The 23,135-nt window shown below is 72.1% G+C and carries 20 protein-coding genes; 9 read left to right on the plus strand and 11 right to left on the minus strand.

What is annotated here, in order from left to right; translation table 11 throughout:
* Window positions 1–30 precede the first annotated feature (30 nt).
* A complete protein-coding gene (locus tag P8T65_RS19705) occupies window positions 31–2,505 on the plus strand; it encodes a DEAD/DEAH box helicase (protein ID WP_316726594.1) in 2,475 nt (824 codons plus the stop codon).
* Between the two features lie 43 nt (window positions 2,506–2,548).
* On the opposite strand, the gene P8T65_RS19710 is transcribed toward P8T65_RS19705, so the two are convergent.
* The 7 genes from P8T65_RS19710 to ssd all read right to left on the minus strand — a co-directional run bounded on the left by P8T65_RS19710 (window position 2,549) and on the right by ssd (window position 7,882).
* Window positions 2,549–3,043, minus strand: a complete 495-nt coding sequence (locus tag P8T65_RS19710) for an Rv3654c family TadE-like protein (protein WP_399099366.1) — start codon at window positions 3,041–3,043, stop codon at window positions 2,549–2,551.
* Window positions 3,040–3,429 carry a TadE family type IV pilus minor pilin gene (locus P8T65_RS19715; protein WP_184905216.1) on the minus strand — a complete coding sequence of 130 codons (390 nt, stop codon included), beginning with the start codon at window positions 3,427–3,429 and terminating at the stop codon, window positions 3,040–3,042. Before P8T65_RS19715 ends, P8T65_RS19710 begins: the two co-directional genes overlap by 4 nt.
* Window positions 3,416–3,646: a DUF4244 domain-containing protein gene (locus tag P8T65_RS19720; RefSeq protein WP_399103165.1), complete on the minus strand. Its 231-nt coding sequence runs from the start codon at window positions 3,644–3,646 to the stop codon at window positions 3,416–3,418. Before P8T65_RS19720 ends, P8T65_RS19715 begins: the two co-directional genes overlap by 14 nt.
* Window positions 3,647–3,809: 163 nt before the next feature.
* A complete protein-coding gene (locus tag P8T65_RS19725; protein ID WP_316726596.1) occupies window positions 3,810–4,601 on the minus strand; it encodes a type II secretion system F family protein in 792 nt (263 codons plus the stop codon).
* Window positions 4,598–5,413: a type II secretion system F family protein gene (locus P8T65_RS19730; protein WP_316731644.1), complete on the minus strand. Its 816-nt coding sequence runs from the start codon at window positions 5,411–5,413 to the stop codon at window positions 4,598–4,600. The genes P8T65_RS19725 and P8T65_RS19730 overlap by 4 nt, the downstream gene beginning before the upstream one ends.
* Before the next feature lie 35 nt (window positions 5,414–5,448).
* The gene (locus P8T65_RS19735) at window positions 5,449–6,717 is read right to left on the minus strand and encodes a TadA family conjugal transfer-associated ATPase (protein WP_316726597.1); all 1,269 of its coding nucleotides are present in this window, start codon (window positions 6,715–6,717) and stop codon (window positions 5,449–5,451) included.
* Between the two features lie 73 nt (window positions 6,718–6,790).
* Window positions 6,791–7,882, minus strand: a complete 1,092-nt coding sequence (ssd, locus tag P8T65_RS19740) for a septum site-determining protein Ssd (protein WP_316726598.1) — start codon at window positions 7,880–7,882, stop codon at window positions 6,791–6,793.
* Window positions 7,883–8,458: 576 nt separating this feature from the next.
* On the opposite strand from ssd, the gene P8T65_RS19745 reads away from it, so the two are divergent.
* The gene (locus P8T65_RS19745; protein WP_316726599.1) at window positions 8,459–9,283 is read left to right on the plus strand and encodes an HAD-IB family hydrolase; all 825 of its coding nucleotides are present in this window, start codon (window positions 8,459–8,461) and stop codon (window positions 9,281–9,283) included.
* A 370-nt stretch (window positions 9,284–9,653) separates the two neighbouring features.
* Here the strand turns inward: P8T65_RS19745 and P8T65_RS19750 are convergent, their stop codons facing one another.
* Window positions 9,654–10,487 (minus strand): oxidoreductase, encoded by an 834-nt coding sequence (locus P8T65_RS19750; protein WP_184905327.1) that lies wholly within the window; start codon window positions 10,485–10,487, stop codon window positions 9,654–9,656.
* 99 nt (window positions 10,488–10,586) lie between these two features.
* On the opposite strand from P8T65_RS19750, the gene P8T65_RS19755 reads away from it, so the two are divergent.
* Window positions 10,587–11,567 (plus strand): ATP-binding protein, encoded by a 981-nt coding sequence (locus tag P8T65_RS19755; protein WP_316726600.1) that lies wholly within the window; start codon window positions 10,587–10,589, stop codon window positions 11,565–11,567.
* A 7-nt stretch (window positions 11,568–11,574) separates the two neighbouring features.
* Here P8T65_RS19755 and P8T65_RS19760 read toward each other — a convergent pair whose 3' ends face one another.
* On the minus strand, window positions 11,575–12,879 hold the full coding sequence (locus P8T65_RS19760; RefSeq protein WP_316726601.1) for a hypothetical protein: 1,305 nt from the start codon (window positions 12,877–12,879) through the stop codon (window positions 11,575–11,577).
* 261 nt (window positions 12,880–13,140) lie between these two features.
* On the opposite strand from P8T65_RS19760, the gene P8T65_RS19765 reads away from it, so the two are divergent.
* From P8T65_RS19765 to P8T65_RS19790, 6 genes are all read left to right on the plus strand, one after another.
* Entirely contained in the window at window positions 13,141–15,513 is a 2,373-nt protein-coding gene (locus P8T65_RS19765; RefSeq protein ID WP_316726602.1) for a SulP family inorganic anion transporter, read from the plus strand.
* 172 nt (window positions 15,514–15,685) lie between these two features.
* Window positions 15,686–17,644 carry an acetate--CoA ligase gene (gene acs, locus P8T65_RS19770; protein WP_316726603.1) on the plus strand — a complete coding sequence of 653 codons (1,959 nt, stop codon included), beginning with the start codon at window positions 15,686–15,688 and terminating at the stop codon, window positions 17,642–17,644.
* A gap of 133 nt (window positions 17,645–17,777) precedes the next feature.
* Window positions 17,778–19,181, plus strand: coding sequence for a Na+/H+ antiporter NhaA (nhaA, locus tag P8T65_RS19775; RefSeq protein WP_316726604.1), 1,404 nt, complete (start codon window positions 17,778–17,780; stop codon window positions 19,179–19,181).
* A 39-nt stretch (window positions 19,182–19,220) separates the two neighbouring features.
* Complete coding sequence (locus P8T65_RS19780; RefSeq protein WP_316726605.1) at window positions 19,221–19,700, plus strand: phage holin family protein; 480 nt, start codon at window positions 19,221–19,223, stop codon at window positions 19,698–19,700.
* Entirely contained in the window at window positions 19,697–20,659 is a 963-nt protein-coding gene (locus P8T65_RS19785; protein WP_316726606.1) for an alpha/beta hydrolase, read from the plus strand. The genes P8T65_RS19780 and P8T65_RS19785 overlap by 4 nt, the downstream gene beginning before the upstream one ends.
* A gap of 141 nt (window positions 20,660–20,800) precedes the next feature.
* On the plus strand, window positions 20,801–20,980 hold the full coding sequence (locus P8T65_RS19790; protein WP_078853953.1) for a hypothetical protein: 180 nt from the start codon (window positions 20,801–20,803) through the stop codon (window positions 20,978–20,980).
* A 69-nt stretch (window positions 20,981–21,049) separates the two neighbouring features.
* Here the strand turns inward: P8T65_RS19790 and P8T65_RS19795 are convergent, their stop codons facing one another.
* Window positions 21,050–22,249, minus strand: a complete 1,200-nt coding sequence (locus tag P8T65_RS19795) for a MarP family serine protease (protein WP_316726607.1) — start codon at window positions 22,247–22,249, stop codon at window positions 21,050–21,052.
* 120 nt (window positions 22,250–22,369) lie between these two features.
* Entirely contained in the window at window positions 22,370–23,116 is a 747-nt protein-coding gene (locus tag P8T65_RS19800) for a CoA pyrophosphatase (RefSeq protein WP_316726608.1), read from the minus strand.
* Window positions 23,117–23,135 lie beyond the last annotated feature (19 nt).

The following is a 23,135-nucleotide window of genomic DNA, read 5'->3' on the forward strand; positions in this document are numbered from 1 at the left end:
GAAAGCCCCCGGGACGGTTCGCCAGCCGCGATGGCATTCAATCACTTACCGGCAGGCGTGCACGACGCCTTGGCTCCATTGTCCGTCACGCCGGTGACACACTCGATGCCGATGGCCAAGAATCACCGATCCGATCGAACCCCGACGGACACCGCCTCCAGCCCCTCGCCGGGCACCGTCCTGGACCGGCTCGCCTCGGGGCCGAGCCGGGCTTCGCGCATCACTCATACGGAGCATGTGCCCCCACGTGCGGGTCGCCATGCCGTCTGGCCCGACCGGATCCGGCCGGAAGTGGTCGCCGCCGTACAGACCGCCGGAATCGAACATCCCTGGGCCCACCAGGCACGCGTCGCCGAGCACGCGCTGGACGGCGAATCGGTCGTGGTCGCCACCGGCACCGCCTCCGGCAAGTCGCTGGCGTACCTCGTCCCGGTCCTCTCCCGCCTCCTGGACGGCTCCGAGGCCCCCAACGGCCGTGGCGCGACCACGCTCTACCTGGCCCCCACCAAGGCCCTCGCGGCGGATCAGTGCCGAGCCGTGAAGGAACTTTCACAACCTCTCGGAAACGCCGTACGCCCCGCCGTGTACGACGGCGACACCCCCGTCGAGGAACGCGAGTGGGTCCGCCAGTACGCCAACTACGTCCTCACCAACCCCGACATGCTGCACCGGGGCATCCTCCCCTCCCACCCCCGCTGGTCCTCCTTCCTGCGCGCCCTGAAGTACGTCGTCATCGACGAGTGCCACACCTACCGGGGCGTCTTCGGCTCCCATGTCGCCCAGGTGCTCCGGCGCCTGCGCCGCCTGTGCGCCCGCTACGGCGCCGAGCCCGTCTTCCTCCTCGCCTCCGCCACCGCCGCCGAGCCCTCGGTCGCCGCCCACCGCCTCACCGGAGTCCCGGTCACCGAGGTCGCGGACGACGCCTCACCCCGAGGCGAACTGGTGTTCGCCCTCTGGGAACCCCCGCTCACCGAGCTGCACGGCGAGAAGGGCGCGCCGGTACGCCGCACGGCCACCGCCGAGACCGCCGACCTGCTCACCGACCTCACCGTCCAGGGCGTCCGCTCGGTCGCCTTCGTCCGCTCCCGGCGCGGCGCGGAGCTGATCTCCGTGATCGCCCAGGAACGCCTCGCCGAGGTGGACCGCTCCCTTTCCCGCCGCGTCGCCGCTTACCGCGGCGGCTACCTCCCCGAGGAACGCCGCGCCCTCGAACGCGCCCTCCACTCCGGCGAGCTCCTCGGCCTCGCCGCCACCACCGCCCTCGAACTCGGCGTCGACATCTCCGGCCTCGACGCCGTCCTCATCGCCGGCTACCCCGGCACCCGCGCCTCCCTGTGGCAGCAGGCCGGGCGCGCCGGACGCTCCGGCCAGGGCGCCCTCGCCGTCCTGATCGCCCGCGACGACCCGCTGGACACCTTCCTGGTCCACCACCCCGAGGCCCTGTTCGACCGACCGGTGGAATCGACCGTCCTCGACCCCGACAACCCGTACGTCCTCGCCCCCCACCTCTGCGCCGCGGCCGCGGAGCTGCCCCTCACCGACGAGGACCTCGTCCTGTTCGGCCCCGCCTGCGAGGACCTCCTGCCGCAGCTGGAGGCGGCGAAACTGCTCCGCCGCCGGGCCAAGGCCTGGCACTGGACCCGCCGCGAACGCGCCGCCGACCTGGCCGACATCCGGGGCCAGGGCGGTCGCCCCGTCCAGGTCGTCGAGACCGGCACCGGCCGGCTCCTCGGCACGGTCGACGCGGGCGCCGCCCACACCACCGTCCACGAGGGCGCGGTCCATCTGCACCAGGGCCGCACCTACCTGGTCCGCGAACTGGACCTGGAGGACTCCGTCGCTCTCGTCCAACAAGCCGACCCGCCCTATTCGACGGTCGCCCGCGACACCACCGCCATTTCCGTCCTGGAGACCGACACCGAAGTCCCCTGGGGCGACGGCCGCTTGTGCTACGGCTCCGTCGAAGTCACCAACCAGGTCGTCTCGTTCCTCCGCCGCCGCCTCATCACCGGCGAGGTGCTCGGCGAATCCAGACTCGACCTCCCTCCTCGTACGCTGCGCACCCGCGCCGTCTGGTGGACCGTCACCGAGGACCAGCTCGACGCGGCCCGGATCAACCCCGAGATCCTCGGCGGCGCCCTGCACGCCGCCGAGCACGCCTCGATCGGCATGCTTCCCCTCTTCGCGACCTGCGACCGCTGGGACATCGGCGGTGTCTCGGTCCCGCTCCACCCGGACACCCTGCTCCCGACGGTCTTCGTCTACGACGGCCACCCCGGCGGCGCCGGGTTCGCCGAGCGCGCCTTCCACACGGCCCGTGCCTGGCTCACCGCCACCCGCCAGGCCATCGCCTCCTGCGAGTGCGACGCCGGCTGCCCTTCCTGCATCCAGTCCCCCAAGTGCGGCAACGGCAACGAGCCGCTGCACAAACGGGGCGCCGTACGCCTCCTGACCGAGCTGCTGCGCACCGCGCCGGGGTCTCCGCCGGAGGGCCGGGTGCCTTAGTGCTCGGGGGTGCCTATCCAGGAAGCCCGGGGTGCTGAGCGCCTCAGAGCTCGGGGGTGTCCGGGATCCGGCGGCTGCCGGTCGTGTGTGGCGGGTCGCGCGGCTCCACGCGCCCCTCGAGGGGCGCACCCGCGGGACCGTCCAGTGCGTTCGGTGGCCCCGCACGTGCCCTGGACTCGGCGGTGAGTGGGCCCATCGCCGAGGCGGCCGTGACGTCCGAGATCTCTCCCTGGAGCTCACAGCGCACCAGTCGGCTGCCCTGGGCCTCCGTCACCCGTTCCGCGGTCGCGCAGGCCCCCTCGGCGCCCTTGGTCCAGTGGTCTGCCGCCGCGAGGGCCGCGAGGTCGGCCGCCCCCTCCGCCTGATGCCGGATCAGCACGGCCTGGCCGAAGGCGAGTACGCCACCGAACACCGCGCACAGCACCGCGATCGCCCCCACCGCCCAGACGGTCGCGGACCCTCTGTCCGAGCGAGCCCGCCGCTCCGAGACCGGACGGACGCCCCCGAACCGCCGGCCGAACCACGACAACGCGCTCACCCGCCCGCCTCCCCCACCGTCTCCTCCGCGAGAGCCACGGCCGCGTGGCTGAGGTCGAGGCCCAGTCCGTCCGGCCCCGGCGCGCGGGCCGAGACCACGACGCGTACGAGATCACCCTCGCGGCCCACGCGCACCTCCGCCCCGTCCGGCGCCGTCTTCCGCGCCGCCGCCTCGACCGCCCCCGGCGGGTCCTGCCGGGCCGCCGCCCGCGCCCCGGCCCGGGCGGCGTCCACGACCTGGATCTGTGCGCAGGCGGCTAGCAGGGCCCACACGAGCGCAGTCGCGAACAGCAGCATCACGGGCAGGGCCATGGCCGCCTCCGCCGTCACGAACCCGCCGTCGGCGCCCAGTGCCGCGCGAAGCCGACGCGGCTCACGCCCCGCCATTGAGGGCCCGCCCGACGATCTGCTGCAGCTCCGCCTGGACCTGTCCGCTGGTCACCACCTTGTACAGCACCGCGGCGAAGGCCACGGCCGCGATGATCCCCACCGCGTACTCGGAGGTCACCATCCCCGCGTCCCTCCGCGCCGCGCGCACCCGGCACAGCACGGCCGGCAACACCCGTACCCGCACCGTTTCCCGCACTGCTACCACAGCCCGCATCGCCTGTACTGCCTGTACTGCCTTGCGCATCTCAACCCCCGTGAGGCTCTGTTCCGTTGACCACTCGTCTGTCTCGTCCGTCCGCTGATCACCGCGGTTCGTCGTCGCCCGCTTCCGGTCCGCCCTGGCGGCCCCCGCGCAACACCCGCCGGCGTCCGCCCCGTCACGGCCCACCTCCTCCCAACAGCCCGTCCGCCAACCCGATGACCACCGGCAGGACACCCACCGCGATGAAGGCGGGCAGGAAGCACAGCCCCACCGGTGCGGTGACCATCACGGCGGCCCGGCGGGCCCGCTCCGTCGCCGAGCGGCCCCGTTCGGCGCGGGCCTCGGCGGCCAGGCGGGCGACCGGTGAGGCCGCCGGTACCCCTGACTCGTCGGCGCGCTCCAGCAGCCGCGCCAGGGCTCCGGCGCCGGGCAGCGCCGCCAACGAGCGCCACGCTTCGGCCGGTTCTCCGCCGAGCCGCGCTTCCGCCGCCCCTCTGGCCAGCCGTTCGCCCACCGGTCCGCCGAGGGCCTCGCCCACGGCCTGCGCGGCCGCCACCGGGCTCGCCCCGGCCGTGATGCAGGCGGCCAGCAGGTCGGCCGCGAGAGGCAGTTGACGTGCCGCCGCGGCGAGGTCGTGCTCCTCGCCCGGTTCGCCGCCCGCGCGCCGCGCCCTCCTCAGCCACTGCCAGGCCCCGGCCCCGGCAGCCAGCCCCAGTAGCAGGCCGACGAGTCCGCCGACGAGCACCCACCCGGCGCAGACCGCGCCGACGACCGGCAGCCATCGCCGTACGGCCCCCTGCGTCCAGAGGTTCCGCCGGGGCGGCTCGGCCACCAGAGCGAGCACCGTGGTCAGCCGGGCGCGCAGCCTTCGCCGGTGTCGCGCGGAGTCGAGCGCCCGGACCAGCCACCACAGCCCCACGATCACGGCGACGGTCACCCCCAGCCTGTGGACAAGCTCCCCGCTCACGCCGTCTCAGCTCCCCGCACGATCCGCAGCGCCCACCACAGGCCCGCGCCCTCCAGCACGGCCCCGACGAGCAGACAGCCCATCCCCGCCGTGCTGTGCAGCACCACGTGCAGGGGATTGGCGCCGAGCGCGGTCCCCAGCAGCAGGCCCAGCACCGGGAGCCCGGCCAGCATCACAGCCGTCGAGCGCGCGCCGGCCAACTGGGCACGCAGGTCCGCCCGCTGGTCACGCTCGGCGCGCAGAGCGCCCTCCAGCCGGTCGAGCCCGGCGGCCAGGCCCGCGCCCCGGTCGACGGCCACCCGCCAGCACGCGGCGAGCCCCGACAACCCCTCGGCACCGGGCTGCCGCGCCGCGTCCACCAGGGCACCCGGCACGTCCCCGCCGAAGCGGGCCACCGCCAGCACCACGGCATGGGACTCGCCCAGTCCGGCGGAGTCCCGCGCGGCCAGCGTCAACGCCTCGCCCGGCTGTCGCCCGGCCCGCACCTCCCCCGCGAGCGACGCGCACAGCGCGACCACGGCGTCGCACCGCCGCTCCCGGACCCTGCGTTCCTCCTCCGCCCGCCGCACCAGCCTCAGCAACGGAACCCCGGCCGCTCCCGCGACGACCGGCAGCACCGACGCCCCGAGCACCGCGATCACCAACCCGGCCACCGGCGCCCACCACTCGGCCCCCAGCGCCCGCACCCGGCCGACGACCCGTTTCCATCGCGGCGGCCCCACCACCGCGCCACCCGGCAACAACGACCGCGCCCGCCGCACCCCCGCGCCCCGCCCCTCGTCCGACATCCAGGCCGCGGCCCCGGCACACATCACGGCCACCACCCCCGAGATCTCCCCGACCCCTGTCACCGCTGCCCACTCCCTTCCTGAAGGCCGCCAGCCCGGCCGTAGGTCTCGTCCACCCGCCCGCCGTCCGGGCCTCGCACCCCGCCGGAGATCTCGTCCCCCCGGCCGTGCGCCCCGCCCCGAAGCAGACCCCGCAGCCGCTCCCAGCCCCGCTCGTGCACGAACGCCGCCTCGCCCCAGCGGAGGGCCGGCACGGTCACCACCAGCCCCGAACCGTCCCGCTCCAGCACGTGCACCTCGTCGATCCGCCGTCGGCCGTCCCGGTCCCGTACGAGATGCAGGACCACCGACAACGCGGCCGCCAGCTGGCTGTGCAGTGCGGCCCGGTCCAACCCCGCGGCCGTGCCGAGGGCCTCCAGACGGGCCGGCACCTGCCCCGCGGCATTGGCGTGGAGCGTTCCGCTGCCGCCCTCGTGGCCCGTGTTCAGGGCGGCCAGCAGGGCCACCACCTCCGGCCCCCGCACCTCGCCGACCACCAGCCGGTCCGGGCGCATGCGCAGCGCCTGTCGCACCAGGTCCCGCAGCTCGACGAGGCCCACGCCCTCCTGGTTCGCCGGTCTCCCCTCCAGCCGCACCACATGAGGGTGGTCGGGCCGCAGCTCCGCCGAGTCCTCGGCCAGTACGATCCGCTCGCCGGGGTCAACCAGCCCGAGCAGCGCGCTCAGCAAGGTGGTCTTCCCGGTCCCCGTCCCGCCGCTGATGACGTACGACAACCGGGAGCGGATCAGCGCCCGCAGGACGCGGTCGCCGCCGGGCGGCACTGTGCCCGCCGCCACCAGTTCGGCGAGGGTGAAGGCGCGCGGCCGGACGACCCGCAGGGACAGACAGGTGGAACCGACGGCCACCGGCGGGAGCACCGCGTGCAGCCGGGTGCCGTCCGGGAGCCGGGCGTCCACCCACGGTCGGGCGTCGTCCAGCCGGCGTCCGGCGACGGCCGCCAGGCGCTGCGCGAGGCGTCGTACGGCCGCCGCGTCCGGGAAGGAGATCCCGGTGAGCTCCAGACCGCCGCCCCGGTCCACCCAGACCCGGTCCGGGGCCGACACCAGCACGTCGGTGACCGAGGGATCGGCGAGCAGCGGCTCCAGCGGCCCGCTCCCCACCAGCTCCGACCGCAGCCGCTCGGCCGCCCCGAGCACCTCGGCGTCCCCGAGCACCCGCCCCCGATCGCGCAGCGCCTGCGCCACGCGCGCGGGCGTCGGCTCGGCCCCGCTCTCGACGAGCCACTGCCGTACGCCGTCCAGCAGACCGTCGTCGGGCATCCCGCTCATACGGCCTCGCCCCCGATCGCGCGTCGCCCGCGCCGTGCTGCTCCCCATGGCTTCGCGCTGCCCGGCGTCCTGTTCACGCCGCCTCACCTCGGGCCGCCGCGCGCTCCCAGAAGCCCTCGCAGAAGCGCGCGAGCGGTCCGCGTGGCGCACCCGGGGGACTGCCACCGTCGGACAGCCCGGCCTCGGTGGGCACTTCGCCCGCGAGGGGCAGCCGAAGGAGGCGGGCAACCTCGTGGTCGTCGAGGCCGGGGGCGTACGGGCCGCGGACCGCGACGCGCAGGTCGCGCAGGACCATGCCGAAGGCGGAGGCGACCCGGGAGGCGGCGGCGACGGCGCGCAGTTCGGCGGGGACGACCAGGAGCCCCATGTCCAGTTGGGCGAGCGTTTCGGCGACACCTTCGTCGATGCGGCGCGGCAGGTCGACGACGACCGCACCGCCGCGCCGTCGGCCCGCGGCGAGCACCGCGCGCACGGCCTGGGGCGGAATGGCCACGGCGTCGCCCCGGTCCCAGCTGAGGACGCGCAGGGCGTGCACTTCGGGCAGCGACTCCTCCAGCGCGCCGCCGCCGACCCGTCCGCGCGAGGCGGCGAAGGCCGGCCAGCGCAGTCCGTCGGCGCTCTCGCCGCCGAGGAGCACGTCCAGGCCCCCGCCGAGCGGATCGGCGTCCACGAGGAGCGTGCGGGTGCCCTGGCGCGCGGAGGTGACGGCGAGGGCGCAGGCCAGCGTGGACGCCCCGGCGCCGCCCCGGCCTCCGACGACGCCGACGGTGAGCGCCGGCCTGCCGACGCCTTCCGCCACGTCGGCGATGCGGTCGACGAGCCACTGCTCGCCGTCGGGCAGCATGAGCACGTGGTCGGCGCCGATCTCCACGGCCCGCTGCCAGACCCCGGAGTCGTCCTGGTCCTTGCCGACAAGCACCACTCCTCGTCTGCGTGCGGCCCCGCGCAGCCGCCGTGCCGCGTCGTTCCCGACGAGCACCAGCGGCGCCGTCTCCCATCGGCCCCGGCCTTCCGGCACTCCGTGGTGGACCTCCGGCCGGGCTCCCGCGGCCGCGCACAGGCGCAGCAGGTCGTCCAGCAGTTCCACGTCCTCGGTGACGATCAACGGCCTGCCCTGCCGCCCCTCGGCGGCGGACGGTCGGTCGTCGGTGATGGCTCCCGCCACGATCTCCAGCCCCCTTCGCTGCGTGAACGCGGTCGCCCGGCGTTCCGGACGACGTGTTCAACTCCTGTGTGAAGCACCGGAGATCGGCCGCCGCGGAGGCGGTCGACGGAATCCGGCCCTACGCATCCGCGAAACGGAACCGGCCTCGAACTCGCCGCCGTCGGGACGCGCTGGAATCACGGTGCGACGGCCTCGGAAATCATGTGGATCTTGATCGAAAACTGTGGACAACTCGGCCCTTGTGAATATCACCGTCACCCGAACAGGCGACTCGTGTGCGACTTCCACAGCGCAGCCTGACGACTACGGACAGTGACGGATCCTGTGTCGGGGGCAGAGGAAAGCCCACGAGGGCTTCAGAGTGCCTCGCGGGCCGGGAAGAAGAGAGGAAACGCGTCCGGACATGCGACGACCCCCACCGGGGGGGAGAGTGGGGGTCGTCTCCACGGCCGACTCGGGGGGGAGGAGCCGGACCGCGTTAGCACGGTCGCGAACGATCCGTGACTTCCATGGTGTACCCGAGAGGCCTCTCAGGCAAACCCACGCGCCCCACACTAGCCCGAATGGCGGGCGCATATGCTCGGCCCCGTGGAAAACCACTCCTTGCCCCGCACAGCGGCCTTCTTTGACCTGGACAAGACGGTCATTGCGAAGTCGAGCACGCTCACGTTCAGCAAGTCGTTCTACCAAGGCGGCCTGATCAACCGCAGGGCCGCCCTGCGAACGGCGTACACCCAGTTCGTGTTCCTCGCGGGCGGCGCCGACCACGACCAGATGGAACGGATGCGGAAGTATCTGTCCGCGCTGTGCCGGGGCTGGAACGTCCAACAGGTGAAGGACATCGTCGCCGAGACCCTGCACGACCTGATCGACCCGATCATCTACGACGAGGCCGCCTCCCTCATCGAGGAGCACCACGTCGCGGGGCGGGACGTCGTCATCGTCTCCACTTCGGGCGCCGAGGTCGTCGAGCCGATCGGCGAGCTCCTCGGCGCGGACCGGGTGGTGGCGACCCGTATGGTCGTCGGCGACGACGGCTGCTTCACCGGCGAGGTGGAGTACTACGCCTACGGCCCGACGAAGGCGGAGGCGATCCGGGAGCTGGCCGTGTCCGAGGAGTATGACCTCGCGCACTGCTACGCCTACAGCGACTCGGCGACGGACCTGCCGATGCTGGAGTCCGTGGGCCACCCGCACGCGGTGAACCCGGACCGGACGCTGCGCAAGGAGGCCCTCGCGCGCGGGTGGCCCATCCTCGACTTCCACCGCCCGGTGCGGCTCAAGCAGCGCCTGGCCGTACGGCCGCGGCCCGCCCTTCTCGCGGCGGCCGCCATAGGCGCCGCGGCGGCCACCGCCGGGCTGGTCTGGTACGCGAGCCGACGCCGCGTGGCAACCGCCTGATCCGCTCTCCGCGCCCACGGCAGCGGATTCACCCTCTTTGAACCTGAAAGTAAAGAAGCGCAGCGAGGGGTTCCGCTTGCCCGGGTCCTGGAGTAGAAAGGATTCAAGGCCCGCGAGACCAAAGGACGTCCGAGAGGATCACCTTTAACAACTCATTTTGGCCCCACGGACCGAGCATGAACACCAGGCACCCACGCGACGTCGACCCGTCGATTACGGGCCAGCCGCACCAGGTCACGGGCTGAGTTCCCGGCCTGATGGGCACATATCGAGGACGCTTGGTAACCAGGTGGACATGCCAGCGGCGGTACGAATTCTCGTACCGCCGCAACCCTTTTCCGGGGGTTCTCAGTCGCCTGTTCGCGACTTTCTACGCCGCCCCGCGTTGCAGCGCCTCGCACACGGCTGTCGACTCCCTGGCACCCAACTCGATCGCCCTGCCGCAGTGGGCGATCCAGGCGGCCATGCCCTCCGGGGTGCCGGAGGCGTAGCCGTCGAGGGCGGCCAGATAGGCGGCGCGGCCCAGTTCCGCGTGGCCGACCTCCGCCGGGCAGACCGACTTGGGGTCGAGGCCGCTGCCGATCAGCACGATCCGCTCGGCCGCACGCGCGACGAGGCCGTTGTGGAAGCCGAAGGGCCGCAGGGCGAGCAGTTCGCCGTGGACGACGGCGGCCGTCACCAGCGCCGGGGCCGAACTGCCCTGGATGATCAGCTCGGAGAGCCCGTCGAGCCGGCCCGCGACCTCCGCCGGTCCCGGCAGGGGCAGCTCGACCAGGGGCTCCTCGACGGGCTCGCCGTCCTGTCGTGGGCGCCCCACGCGCGCGTCGTCGCTCCCGGCCGCGACCAGGTGCAGCCGGGCCAGCACCCGCAGGGGCGACTGCCGCCAGATCGACAGCAGCTGCCCCGCCTCGGCGGTGAGCCGCAGCGCGGCACCCACGGCGCGGGCCTCGTCGTCACCGTCCTGGCCGCTGAAATCCGTACGGCGACGCACCTCTTCGAGGGCCCAGTCGGCGCCGGACAGCGCCGCCGAGCCACGCGCGCCCCGCAGGGCGGCCTCGGAGGTGACCGCGTTGCTGCGACGGCGCATGACGCGGTGGCCGTAGACCCGGTCCACGGACTTGCGCACGGACTCCACGGATTCGGCCACACCGGGAAGCTCTCCCAGGGCCGCGAGCGGATCGGCGGCCGCACCTGTCGTACTCATGAGTACGACCCTACGCGCACCGGCCGCCGACCCCTCGAAGGAGTGGTCTTCCCGACCGCGCGAACACCCTGGGCAGCCACCGCACTACCGTTGGTGAACATGAAAATTGCTTTCGTCGGGAAGGGCGGGAGTGGCAAGACCACGCTGTCCTCCCTGTTCATCCGCCACCTCGCCGTCTCGGGGGTCCCCGTCGTAGCCGTCGACGCGGACATCAACCAGCACCTCGGCGCCGCCCTCGGCCTCGACGAGTCGGAGGCCGCCGAACTGCCCGCGATGGGCGAGCGGCTGGCGCTGATCAAGAACCATCTGCGGGGCTCCAACCCGCGGATCACCTCCGCCGAGACGATGATCAAGACGACCCCGCCGGGCGACGGCTCGCGCCTGGTGCGGATCTGCGAGCCCAACGCGATCTACGACGCCTGCGCCCGTCCGGTGGAACTCGACGGCGGGGCCGTCCGCTTGATGGTCACCGGCCCCTTCACCGACGCCGACCTGGGGGTCGCCTGCTACCACTCCAAGACGGGAGCGGTGGAGCTGTTCCTGAACCACCTGGTGGACGGCCGCGACGAGTACGTGGTGGTCGACATGACAGCCGGTTCGGACTCCTTCGCGTCCGGCATGTTCACCCGTTTCGACATGACGTTCCTCGTCGCCGAACCGACGCGGAGGGGGGTCTCCGTCTATCGCCAGTACAAGGAGTATGCCGCCGACTACGGCGTCGCCCTGAAGGTCGTCGGGAACAAGGTGCACGGCCAGGACGACCTCGACTTCCTCCGCGCCGAGGTAGGGGACGACCTGCTGGTCGCCTTCGGCCACTCGGACTGGGTGCGCGCCCTGGAGAAGGGCCGCCCGCCTCGCTTCGAGCATCTGGAGGAGGCCAACCGCCACTCCCTGCGCACCCTGCACGAAGCGGCCGACGTCACGTACGAGCAGCGTGACTGGGAGCGCTACACCCGTCAGATGGAGCACTTCCACCTGAAGAACGCCACCAGTTGGGGCAACGAGAGGACCGGGGCCGATCTGACCGCGCAGATCGACCCCGGGTTCGTGCTCGGCGAACAAGTCGCCGCCGCCGTGTGAACGCCCGCTACGGCTTGGCCGCGGGTGCTCCCGGAACCCCCTTCGGGGCCGGTGCCGCTCCTGCGGAGAGGAAGGACGTCCAGCCGCCCTTCGGGGACTGACCGACGCCCAGGCCGCGCAGCCTGTCCAAGACCTTCGGGTCCTGGGCGTCGAGCCAGTCGGCGAGTTGCCGGAAGGAGACACAGCGCACCTCGGGCTTGCCGCAGACCGCCTCGACGGTCTCCTCGACCGCGCGCATGTAGACGCCGCCGTTCCAGGACTCGAAGTGGTTGCCGATGATCAGGGGCGCGCGGTTGCTGCGATAGGCGCGCTCGAAGCCCGCGAGCAGCCCGTCCCGGAACTGGTCGCCCCACTCCTCCCGCCGGCCGGGTGCACCCGCCCGGGCGCCGGACTGGTTGACGTAGAAGTTGTAGTCCATGGTCAGGGTCTCGAAGTTCCGCCCCGGGACGGGGACGAGTTGCAGCGACAGGTCCCACAGCCCGTCCTTCTTCTCGGGCCAGACCTGGTTCCGGACGCCGCTGGTGTCGTAACGGAAGCCCAGTTCCCGGGCGGCCCGCATGAAGTTGGTCTGCCCTTCGAGGCAGGGCGTGCGGGCGCCGATCAGTTCCTTGTCGTAGTCGAAGGGCAGGGGTTCGGCCCGATCCGTGCCGGTGTTGGTCTTCCATGCCTTCACGAACGACTTGGCCTGGGCGACCTCGCTCTTCCACTCCTCGACCGACCACTCGCCGACCCCGCCGTCGGGACCGCAGAAGTGGCCGTTGAAGTGGGTTCCGATCTCGTTGCCCTCCAGCCACGCGCCGCGCAGCTGGTTCACGGTGTCCTTGATCCCGCGGACGTCGTTGAACCCGATGTCGGAGCGGCCCGGTGAGTGCTGGGGCGGCCGGTACAGGTCCCGCTTCTCCTCCGGCAGCATGTACACGCCGCTCAGGAAGTACGTCATGGTCGCGTCGTTGGCCCGGGCGACCTTGCGGAAGTGCGAGAAGAGCCGTTGGCTGTCCTCCCCCGCGCCGTCCCAGGAGAAGACGACGAACTGCGGGGGCCGCTGACCGGGCTTCAACCGCTGCGGCCTGGGCAGGTGCGGCTGCGCACCGGTGTACGCGGTGGAGCCGTCGCCGATCAGCCGGACCGCGGTCTTGGGCGGCGCCGGGGCACCCCCCTTCGTGGGCCCGCCCGGCCGGCCCTCCTGCTCCGTTCTCTTCGCACCGGGGGAACCGGCGGTCGACGTCGGCTCACCGATCCCGCATCCGGCGAGCGCCGCGGCGACGGTCGCGGCGAGCGTGACTCCGGCGGCGATCCTCTGGGTGACGGCCATGTCCCGCCCACCTTCCTTCGCTCTGGGGCAGAGCGGCCAAGGTCACACAGAGTTCCGATCGCGATTAATACGACAAGCCGATGAAATGCTTCATTCACACCCATGAGTGATCTAATGACCCATTTGCGGCTTATGTTCTTGCGCATCCTTTACTCTGCATTACGATTCGTTTACTGAGTGTTGAGAAATCCCGCCGCTGTACGCCGTGTCCCACGGCCGCGAACCGACGCGACCGCGCAGCCCCGGAGGAGACGGGAGAACATGTCCGCCTGCGTTCCCACCCCCACCACCGACCCAGACTCGAACCGGACGGAGCGTGACCACCGACCGCACAGCCCGCCGGAGGGCCCGCGTCGTCGGTTCCACGTCTCGGCCGCCGATCTGTCCGCCTCCATCGCGGTCTTCCTGATCGCCCTCCCCCTGTCCCTGGGCATCGCCCTCGCCACGGGCGCACCGCTCCAGGCCGGCCTCGTGGCGGCCGCAGTCGGCGGACTCGTGGCCGGACGCCTCGGCGGATCCCCCCTCCAGGTCAGCGGCCCCGCGGCCGGTCTCACGGTGGTCACCGCCGACCTCATCCACCAGTACGGCTGGCGCACCACCTGCGCCATCACCGTCCTCGCGGGCATCGCCCAACTGGGCCTGGCCCACCTGCGCGTGGCCCGCTCGGCGCTCGCCGTCAGCCCCGCGATCGTGCACGGCATGCTCGCCGGCATCGGCGTCACCATCGCGGTCGCCCAGCTCCACATCGTGCTCGGCGGCACCCCGCAGAGCTCCGTCAGCGCCAACCTCGGGGCCCTGCCCGCCCAGTTGGCACACCTGCACCCAGCCGCGGTCTCCGTGAGCGTCCTCACCCTCGTCCTGCTGCTCGCCTGGCCCCGGCTCCCCGGCTCAGTCGGGCGGCAACTGCGCACGATCCCGGCGGCCCTGGTCGCCGTCGCCGGCGCCACGGCCGCCGCCGCGCTCGCCACGCTGAGCCTGCCCAAGGTCGACCTGCCGTCCTGGCGCAGCCACGCCCTGGCCGGCGTGCCCGACGGACCGGTGCTCGGCCTCGTCGCGGCCGTCCTCACCACCACACTCGTGTGCAGCGTGCAGTCCCTGCTCGGCGCCGTCGCGATGGACAAACTGGCGGCCGGCCGGACCGACGTACGGCGCTCCGACCTCGACCGCGAACTGCGCGGCCAGGGCGCGGCCAACGTCGTCTCCGGCGTCCTCGGCGGCCTGCCGATCGCCGGCGTCGCCGTCCGCAGCACGGCCAATGTGCGGGCCGGCGCCACCAGCCGGAACTCCACGATGCTGCACGGCGTCTGGGTGATGGCGGCCACCCTGCTCCTGGTGCCCGTCCTGGAGCTGATCCCCCTCGCCTCACTCGCCGCGCTGGTGATGGCCGTCGGGGTCCAGATGGTGTCCCTGCACCACATCCGCACGGTCACCCGCCACCGCGAGGTGCTGGTCTACGCCGTCACCACCCTCGGCGTCGTCGTCTTCGGTGTCCTGGAGGGCGTCGCGCTCGGTATCGCCGTGGCCGTCGGCGTCGCCCTGCACCGCCTCACGCGCACCCGCATCACCCACGACCGGCGGGACGGCGTCCATCACGTCCATGTGCGCGGTCAGTTGACGTTCCTCGCGGTGCCCCGACTCAGCCGCGCCCTGCACCAGGTCCCCGCGGGCGCCGCCACCGTGGTGGAACTGGACGGATCGTTCATGGACCACGCGGCATACGAGTCGCTGCAGGACTGGCAGCACGCGCACCACGCGCGGGGCGGCTCCGTGGAGATCACCGGCCGCGCCGGCACCCGGATCGCCGAGCCCGCGAGCACCACGGCGGGCTGCCGCTGCCGACCCTGGACGCCCTGGCGCAACCACCAGTGCGAGGCCCCGGCCACCCCGACCGAGGGCACACCGCGGGAGGAGACGGCCGAAGGCCCGAACGGCCATCAACTGGCGCGCGGCATCAGCGCGTTCCAGCGCAACACCGCCCCCCTGGTCCGCGGGGAGCTGGCCCGGCTGGCGCGTGAGGGTCAGCAGCCCTCGCAGCTCTTCCTGACCTGTGCGGATTCCCGGCTCGTCACGTCGATGATCACCTCCAGCGGCCCCGGCGACCTCTTCGTCGTCCGCAATGTCGGCAACCTCGTGCCGCTGCCCGGCGAGGAGAGCGGCGACGACTCGGTGGCGGCGGCCATCGAGTACGCGGTGGACGTGCTGAAGGTACGGTCCATCACGGTCTGCGGGCACTCCGGCTGCGGCGCGATGCAGGCCCTGCTCAAGACCGATCCGCACGGCGCCCAGACCCCGCTCAAGCGCTGGCTGCGGCACGGCCGGCCCAGCCTGGAGCGCGCGACCGACAAGAACCGCCCCTGGGCCCGGCTCGCGGGCCGCGAACCCGCCGACGCCATCGAGCAGCTGTGCCTGACCAACATCATCCAACAGTTGGAGCACCTGAGAGCCCACGACTCCGTCGCCCGCGCCCTGCGTGAGGAGGCGCTCGAACTGCACGGCATGTACTTCCACGTGGGTGAGGCACAGGCCTACCTGCTCACGGAAGCGGCGCCGGAGAGCGGAGTCTTCGATCAGGTCACCGGCGCGGCAGACCCGGCCGAGCCCAACGGGACGGTCCTGTACGACACTCGCGCGTGAACCGATGTCCGTCGGGGTCCGTGGGAACGGGTGGCGTCCTGGCCGCAGGGCCACCCGCCCACAGGTCTAAACCAATCCGACGAAGGCCCTTGTCATCGGGGGTCCGGGTCTGATGAGCTGTGGCCTGGGACACAACGGTCGCCCCCCGGCAAAGCACCGCAAGGGAGATGTCGTGAGCAACGAAAGCCTGGCCAACCTCTTGAAGGAGGAGCGACGCTTCGCGCCGCCCGCTGACCTGGCCGAGAACGCCAACGTCACGGCCGAGGCGTACGAACGGGCCAAGGCTGACAGGCTCGGCTTCTGGGCGGCTCAGGCCCGGCGGCTGACCTGGGCCAAGGAGCCGACCCAGACGCTGAACTGGTCGAACCCGCCGTTCGCCAAGTGGTTCGAGGACGGCGAGCTCAACGTCGCGTACAACTGCGTCGACCGGCATGTCGAGGCCGGCAACGGCGACCGGGTCGCCATCCACTTCGAGGGCGAACCGGGTGACAGCCGGGCCCTCACCTACGCCGAGCTCAAGGACGAGGTGAGCCGGGCCGCCAACGCCCTGCTGGAGCTGGGCGTCCAGGCGGGCGACCGGGTCGCGGTCTATATGCCGATGATCCCGGAGACGGCCGTGGCGATGCTCGCCTGCGCCCGGATCGGCGCCGCGCACTCCGTGGTCTTCGGCGGCTTCTCGGCGGACGCTCTCGCGACCCGTATCCAGGACGCCGACGCGAAGGTGGTCATCACCGCCGACGGCGGCTACCGGCGCGGCAAGCCGTCCGCGCTGAAGCCCGCCGTGGACGACGCTGCCGACCGGGCCGGCAATGTCGAGCACGTCCTCGTCGTCCGCCGCACCGGCCAGGACGTCGCGTGGAACGACTCCCGTGACGTGTGGTGGCACGAGATCGTCGACCGGCAGAGCAGCGAGCACACGCCGCAGCCGTTCGGCGCCGAGCACCCGCTGTTCATCCTGTACACGTCCGGCACGACGGGTAAGCCCAAGGGCATCCTGCACACCTCCGGCGGCTACCTCACGCAGACGTCGTACACCCACCACGCAGTCTTCGACCTCAAGCCGGAGACGGACGTGTACTGGTGCACGGCCGACGTCGGCTGGGTCACCGGCCACTCGTACATCGTCTACGGGCCCCTGGCGAACGGCGCGACGCAGGTCATGTACGAGGGCACGCCGGACACCCCGCACCAGGGGCGGTTCTGGGAGATCGTGCAGAAGTACGGGGTGACGATCCTCTACACGGCGCCCACGGCCATCCGTACGTTCATGAAGTGGGGCGACGACATCCCCGCGAAGTTCGACCTGTCCTCGCTGCGCGTCCTCGGCTCCGTCGGCGAGCCCATCAACCCCGAGGCGTGGATCTGGTACCGCAAGCACATCGGGGCCGACGCGACGCCGATCGTGGACACCTGGTGGCAGACCGAGACCGGCGCGATGATGATCTCGCCGCTGCCGGGAGTGACGTCGACCAAGCCGGGATCCGCGCAGACGCCGCTGCCGGGCATCTCCGCGACGGTCGTCGACGACGAGGCGAACGAGGTGCCCGACGGCGGCGGCGGCTATCTCGTCCTCACCGAGCCGTGGCCGTCCATGCTGCGCACCATCTGGGGCGACGACCAGCGGTTCCTCGACACGTACTGGTCCCGGTTCGAGGGCAAGTACTTCGCCGGTGACGGGGCGAAGAAGGACGACGACGGGGACATCTGGCTCCTCGGCCGCGTCGACGACGTGATGCTCGTGTCCGGCCACAACATCTCGACGACCGAGGTGGAGTCCGCGCTCGTCTCGCACCCGTCCGTGGCCGAGGCCGCCGTGGTCGGCGCGGCCGACGAGACCACCGGCCAGGCGATCGTGGCGTTCGTGATCCTGCGCGGCACGGCGAACGCCGAGGACGAGAGCCTCGTCGCCGACCTGCGCAACCACGTCGGCGCCACCCTCGGCCCGATCGCCAAGCCGAAGCGGATCCTGCCGGTGCAGGAGCTGCCGAAGACCCGCTCCGGGAAGATCATGCGGCGACTGCTGCGTGACGTGGCGGAGAACCGCCAGCTCGGCGACGTCACGACGCTGACCGACTCCACGGTCATGGACCTCATCCAGGCCAAGCTGCCGGCGGCGCCCAGCGAGGACTGACGCGTCACATACGGCCTCAAGGGGCACCCGGCCGCAAGCGCGCCGGGTGCCCCTTAGCTAAGCTAAAGAACAGGTGTGCCGGGAAGTCTGGTCGGCGAGCGATCCGTGCTGCCCACCGACCGGAGGTCCCACCGTGGCCGCGCCCCGTACCACCCCCACCCGCAAGGTCCTCGACCGGCTCTCCCTGCCGGAACGGACCTTCGTGGCGGACGCGCTGCGCACGGAGACCGTCGGCGGTGTGCTGCTGCTCCTGGCCGCCGTCACCGCGCTGGTCTGGGTCAACATCCCCGCGCTGCGCGACAGCTACGAGAGCGTCAGCCAGTTCCACTTCGGCCCCGAGGCTCTCGGCCTCGACCTGTCCGTGGCGCACTGGGCGGCCGACGGGCTCCTCGCGATCTTCTTCTTCGTCGCCGGCATCGAACTCAAACGCGAACTGGTCGCCGGTGACCTCAAGGACCCGAGGACCGCCGCGCTGCCCGTGATCGCCGCGCTGTGCGGCATGGCCGTACCCGCGCTCGTCTACACGCTCACCAACCTCACCGGCGGCGGCTCGCTGGCCGGCTGGGCGGTGCCCACGGCCACCGACATCGCCTTCGCGCTGGCCGTGCTCGCCGTCATCGGCACCTCCCTGCCGAACGCACTGCGGGCCTTCCTGCTCACCCTTGCCGTCGTCGACGACCTGTTCGCGATCCTGATCATCGCGGTGTTCTTCACGGACGACCTGAACTTCGCCGCGCTCGCCGGCGCCGTCGCCGCGCTCGCCGTCTTCTGGCTGCTGCTGAGGAAGGGCGTACGCGGGTGGTACGTGTACGTTCCGCTCGCGCTCGTCGTCTGGGCGCTGATGTACAACAGCGGCGTGCACGCCACGATCGCCGGGGTCGCGATGGGGCTGATGCTGCGCTGCAGCCGGCGTGACGGGGAGGAACGCTCCCCCGGCGAGCACATCGAGCATCTGGTGCGCCCCCTGTCAGCCGGTCTGGCGGTACCGCTGTTCGCCCTGTTCAGCGCGGGTGTCGCGGTGTCGGGCGACGCACTGGCGAAGGTGTTCACGCAGCCGGAGACGCTCGGGGTCGTGCTCGGGCTGGTGGTCGGCAAGGCGGTCGGGATCTTCGGCGGGACCTGGCTGACCGCCCGCTTCACCCGGGCCTCGCTCTCCGACGACCTGGCCTGGCCGGACGTCTTCGCCGTCTCCTCCCTCGCCGGGATCGGCTTCACCGTGTCGCTGCTCATCGGTGAACTGGCCTTCGAGGGCGACCAGGTGCTCACCGACGGCGTCAAGGCCGCCGTCCTCAGCGGTTCGCTCGTCGCGGCGGTCCTGGCGACCGTCCTGCTGAAGCTGCGGAACGCCAAGTACCAGGCACTGTGGGCCGCCGAGGAGCGCGACGACGACCTCGACGGCATCCCCGACATCTACGAACAGGACGACCCTGCGTACCACCTGCGCATGGCGGAGATCTACGAACGCAAGGCCGCGGAACATCGCAGGCTTGCCGAAGTGGCGGGCGGGGCAGGCGTCGGCGACGACGGTCCGGCATGATCTGACAGGACCGTACAAACGCATATGAGGGAGACCCCGATGAGCGCACCCGACGGCAGCCCGGTCGGAGCCGAACGCAGCGTCGGCCAGCTGGTCGCCTCGGCGACGGCCGAGATGTCCGCGCTGGTGCACGACGAGATCGCGCTGGCCAAGGCCCAGCTCAGGCAGGACGTCAAGCGAGGCGCGATCGGAGGCGGGGCGTTCACCGCGGCCGGCGCGGTACTGATCTTCTCCCTGCCGATGCTGAGCTTCGCCCTGGCGTACGGCATCCACACCTGGACCGACTGGAACCTCGCGCTCTGCTTCCTGCTGTCGTTCCTGGCGAACGTGGTGGTCGCGATCGTGCTGGGGCTCGTCGGTGTCGTCTTCTCCAAGAAGGCCAAGAAGAGCCAGGGCCCGCAGAAGGTCGCCGCGTCCATGAAGGAGACGGCAGGCGTGCTGCAGAACGCCAAGCCGCACCCCCGCCGGACCGCCCCGGCCGACGGCGCCGTCGAGGCTGTGGCACGCTCGTCGTCATGACCGACCCCGCGACCGCCCCGGCCGCCCCCTGGAATCAGCCCGCGTCTCCCGTACGGCTCGACGTGCCCGGCGCCAAGGAGCTGATCCACCGGGACGTGGCCGCCAACGGCGCGCGCTTCCACATCGCCGAGGTGGGCGACGGACCGCTGGTGCTGCTGCTGCACGGCTTCCCGCAGTTCTGGTGGACCTGGCGGCACCAGATGGTCTCCCTCGCCGAGGCCGGGTTCCGGGCCGTGGCCATGGACCTGCGCGGAGTCGGCGGCAGCGACCGCACCCCCCGGGGTTACGACCCGGCGAACCTCGCCCTCGACATCACCGGCGTCGTCCGGTCCCTCGGCGAGCCCGACGCCGCGCTGGTCGGCCACGACCTGGGCGGCTATCTGGCGTGGACGGCGGCCGTGATGCGCCCCAAGCTCGTGCGGCGGCTCGCGGTCTCCTCGATGCCGCACCCGCGGCGCTGGCGCTCGGCCATGCTCTCCGACGTCAAGCAGACCTCCGCGGGCTCCTACATCTGGGGCTTCCAGCGGCCATGGATCCCCGAGCGGCAGCTCACCGCCGACGACGGCGCCCTGGTCGGCCGGCTGATCCGGGACTGGTCGGGGCCGCGGCTGCCCGACGACGAGGCCGTGGAGGCGTACCAGCGGGCGATGTGCATCCCGTCGACCGCGCACTGCTCGATCGAGCCGTACCGGTGGATGGTGCGGTCCATGGCCCGCCCCGACGGCATCCAGTTCAACCGCCGGATGAAGCGGCCGGTCCGGGTGCCCACCCTCCATCTGCACGGTTCGCTCGACCCGGTGATGCGCACGCGCAGTGCGGCCGGCTCCGGGGAGTACGTCGAAGCGCCCTACCGTTGGCGGCTGTTCGACGGTCTGGGACACTTCCCGCACGAGGAGGACCCGGTGGCGTTCTCGACCGAGCTCATCAACTGGCTGAAGGATCCCGAGCCCGACCGGTGAGTCGGCCAGGTCGCCCGTTATCCGAACGTGAACACCCGAACGTGAACATCTGTTCCACGAACAGCCACTTGCCCGGCGCATAGGCCAATTGGGGGGCGTGGGGGCGGTTATCGACCTTGGGGCGGGGGCACACGTCGGGGTATGGGCTGGACGCACGACTACAGTGACGCAGCACGCAACCGCCGCTCGGCCTCGGGCCTGAGCTCGCACCAGAGGGGCGGCCCGCAACTGCAGGGCACCGATCCCCGACTGGGCATTCCGCGCATCCTGCGCCGCCGGGCCCGCTGGGTCTCGGCCCGCCTGCGCCATCCCCGTCCCTGACCTGTACGGGCGATCCCCGACCGGGGCGACCCGCACAGGACCTCACACCACCACCGGCCCCGCCCGGCCTCAGAGCGCGCAGCTGTCGCTGTCCACCTGCTGGTTGGCCGTACGGCCCTTGGCGATGTCCTCCTCCACCTCGTCCGCGGTGAGGGCGTAGCCCGTCTCCGAGTCGTCGAGGGACTTCGCGAAGACCACGCCGTAGACCTTGCCGTCGGTCGTGAGCAGCGGACCGCCGGAGTTGCCCTGGCGGACGGTCGCGTAGAGCGAGTAGACGTCACGGTGGACGGTGCCGCGCTTGTAGATGTCGGCGCCGTTGGCCGTGATGCGACCGCGCACGCGCGCGGGGCGGATGTCGTACGCGCCGTTCTCCGGGAAGCCCGCGACGATCGCGTCGTCGCTGCTGACGGCGTCCTTGGTGGTGAACTGCAGCGCGGGCGCCTTGAGGCCGGGCACGTCCAGGACGGCGATGTCGCGCTCCCAGTCGTAGAGGACGACCTTGGCGTCGTACTTGCGGCCCTCGCCGCCGATCTGGACGGTGGGTTCGTCGACTCCGCCGACCACGTGCGCGTTGGTCATCACCCGGCGCTCGCCGAAGACGAAGCCGGTGCCCTCCAGGACCTTGCCGCAACTCTGGGCGGTGCCCATGACCTTGACGATGGATCGCTTGGCGCGCTGGGCGGCCGGGCTGCTCGCGAGGGCGGGGTCGGGGGGCTGGACCTCGGTGATCGGCTCGTTCGAGAACGGGCTGAAGACCTGCGGGAAGCCGTTCTGTGTGAGGACGGAGGAGAAGTCCGCGAACCAGGTGTCCGCCTGGTTGGGCAGGGCACCGGCCACGCCCTGGAGCACCTTGGAGTTGCGGACCTCCTTGCCGAGCGTGGGCAGGGTCGTCCCGGCGAGTGCGGAACCGATCAGCCAGGCGACCAGGAGCATCGCGACGACGTTGACGAGGGCGCCGCCGGTGGCGTCCAGGGCGCGGGCCGGGGACCAGGTGATGTAGCGGCGCAGCTTGTTGCCGAGGTGGGTGGTCAGGGCCTGGCCGACGGAGGCGCAGACGATCACGATGACCACCGCGACGACCGCGGCGGCCGTGCTGACCTCGGAGTTGTCGGTCATCCAGTCCCAGATGAAGGGCAGGGCGTACACCGCGGCGAGACCGCCGCCGAGGAAGCCGATCACCGACAGGATGCCGACGACGAAGCCCTGTCGATAGCCCACGATCGCGAACCAGACGGCGGCGACCAGCAACAGGATGTCCAGCACGTTCACCGCTTCAAGCCTCGCCTCGTCACTACGCGATCACTACAGGCCGACCAGGGGGACCGGTCCGCCGCGCGGCGACAGGGGGACGCGACAGGCCCCAGAAGACGCAGCACGGCAGACACCCTGTCATGAGCGCCAGTCGAGCGGGACCTGCTTCTCGCGGTCCCAGGGGCGCTCCCAGCCCGAGTAGTGCAGCAGACGGTCGATCACTCCGGCCGTGAAACCCCACACCAGGGCTGATTCGACCAGAAATGCCGGGCCTGCGTAGCCACGGGGGTGTACGGCGGTGGCTCTGTTGGCGGGATCCGTGAGATCCGCCACGGGAACGGTGAAAACGCGGGCCGTCTCGTTCGGATCGACGACCCGGACCGGGGTGGGGCGGCGCCACCAGCCCAGGACGGGGGTCACCACGAAGCCGCTGACCGGGATGTAGAGCTTGGGCAGCGCACCGAAGAGCTGGACGCCGGCGGGGTCGAGACCGGTTTCCTCCTCGGCCTCCCGCAGGGCGGCCCGCAGCGGGCCGTCGGTCCCCGGGTCGCCGTCCTCGGGGTCGAGGGCACCGCCCGGGAAGGACGGCTGGCCCGCGTGCGATCTGAGCGAACCGGCGCGCTCCATGAGCAGCAGCTCGGGTCCGTCCGGGCCGTCGCCGAACAGGATCAGGACCGCCGACTGCCGCCCCGAGCCGTTCGCCGGCGGGAGGAAGCGGCTGAGCTGCAGCGGCTCGACCGTCTCGGCGGCGCGCACCACCGGGTCCAGCCAGGAGGGCAGGCCCGCCTTGTCCAGGGCGACGGGCCCGGCCCACGCGGGGAGCCGCCCCGTCTGGTGCCCGTTGTCGGTGTCCGTGCCGCCGTCCGTCCGGCTCGCGCGTGTCATAGCCACCCCCGTCGTTCTT

This window comes from Streptomyces sp. 11x1 (assembly GCF_032598905.1).
In the GTDB taxonomy this organism is placed as follows: Bacteria; Actinomycetota; Actinomycetes; order Streptomycetales; family Streptomycetaceae; genus Streptomyces.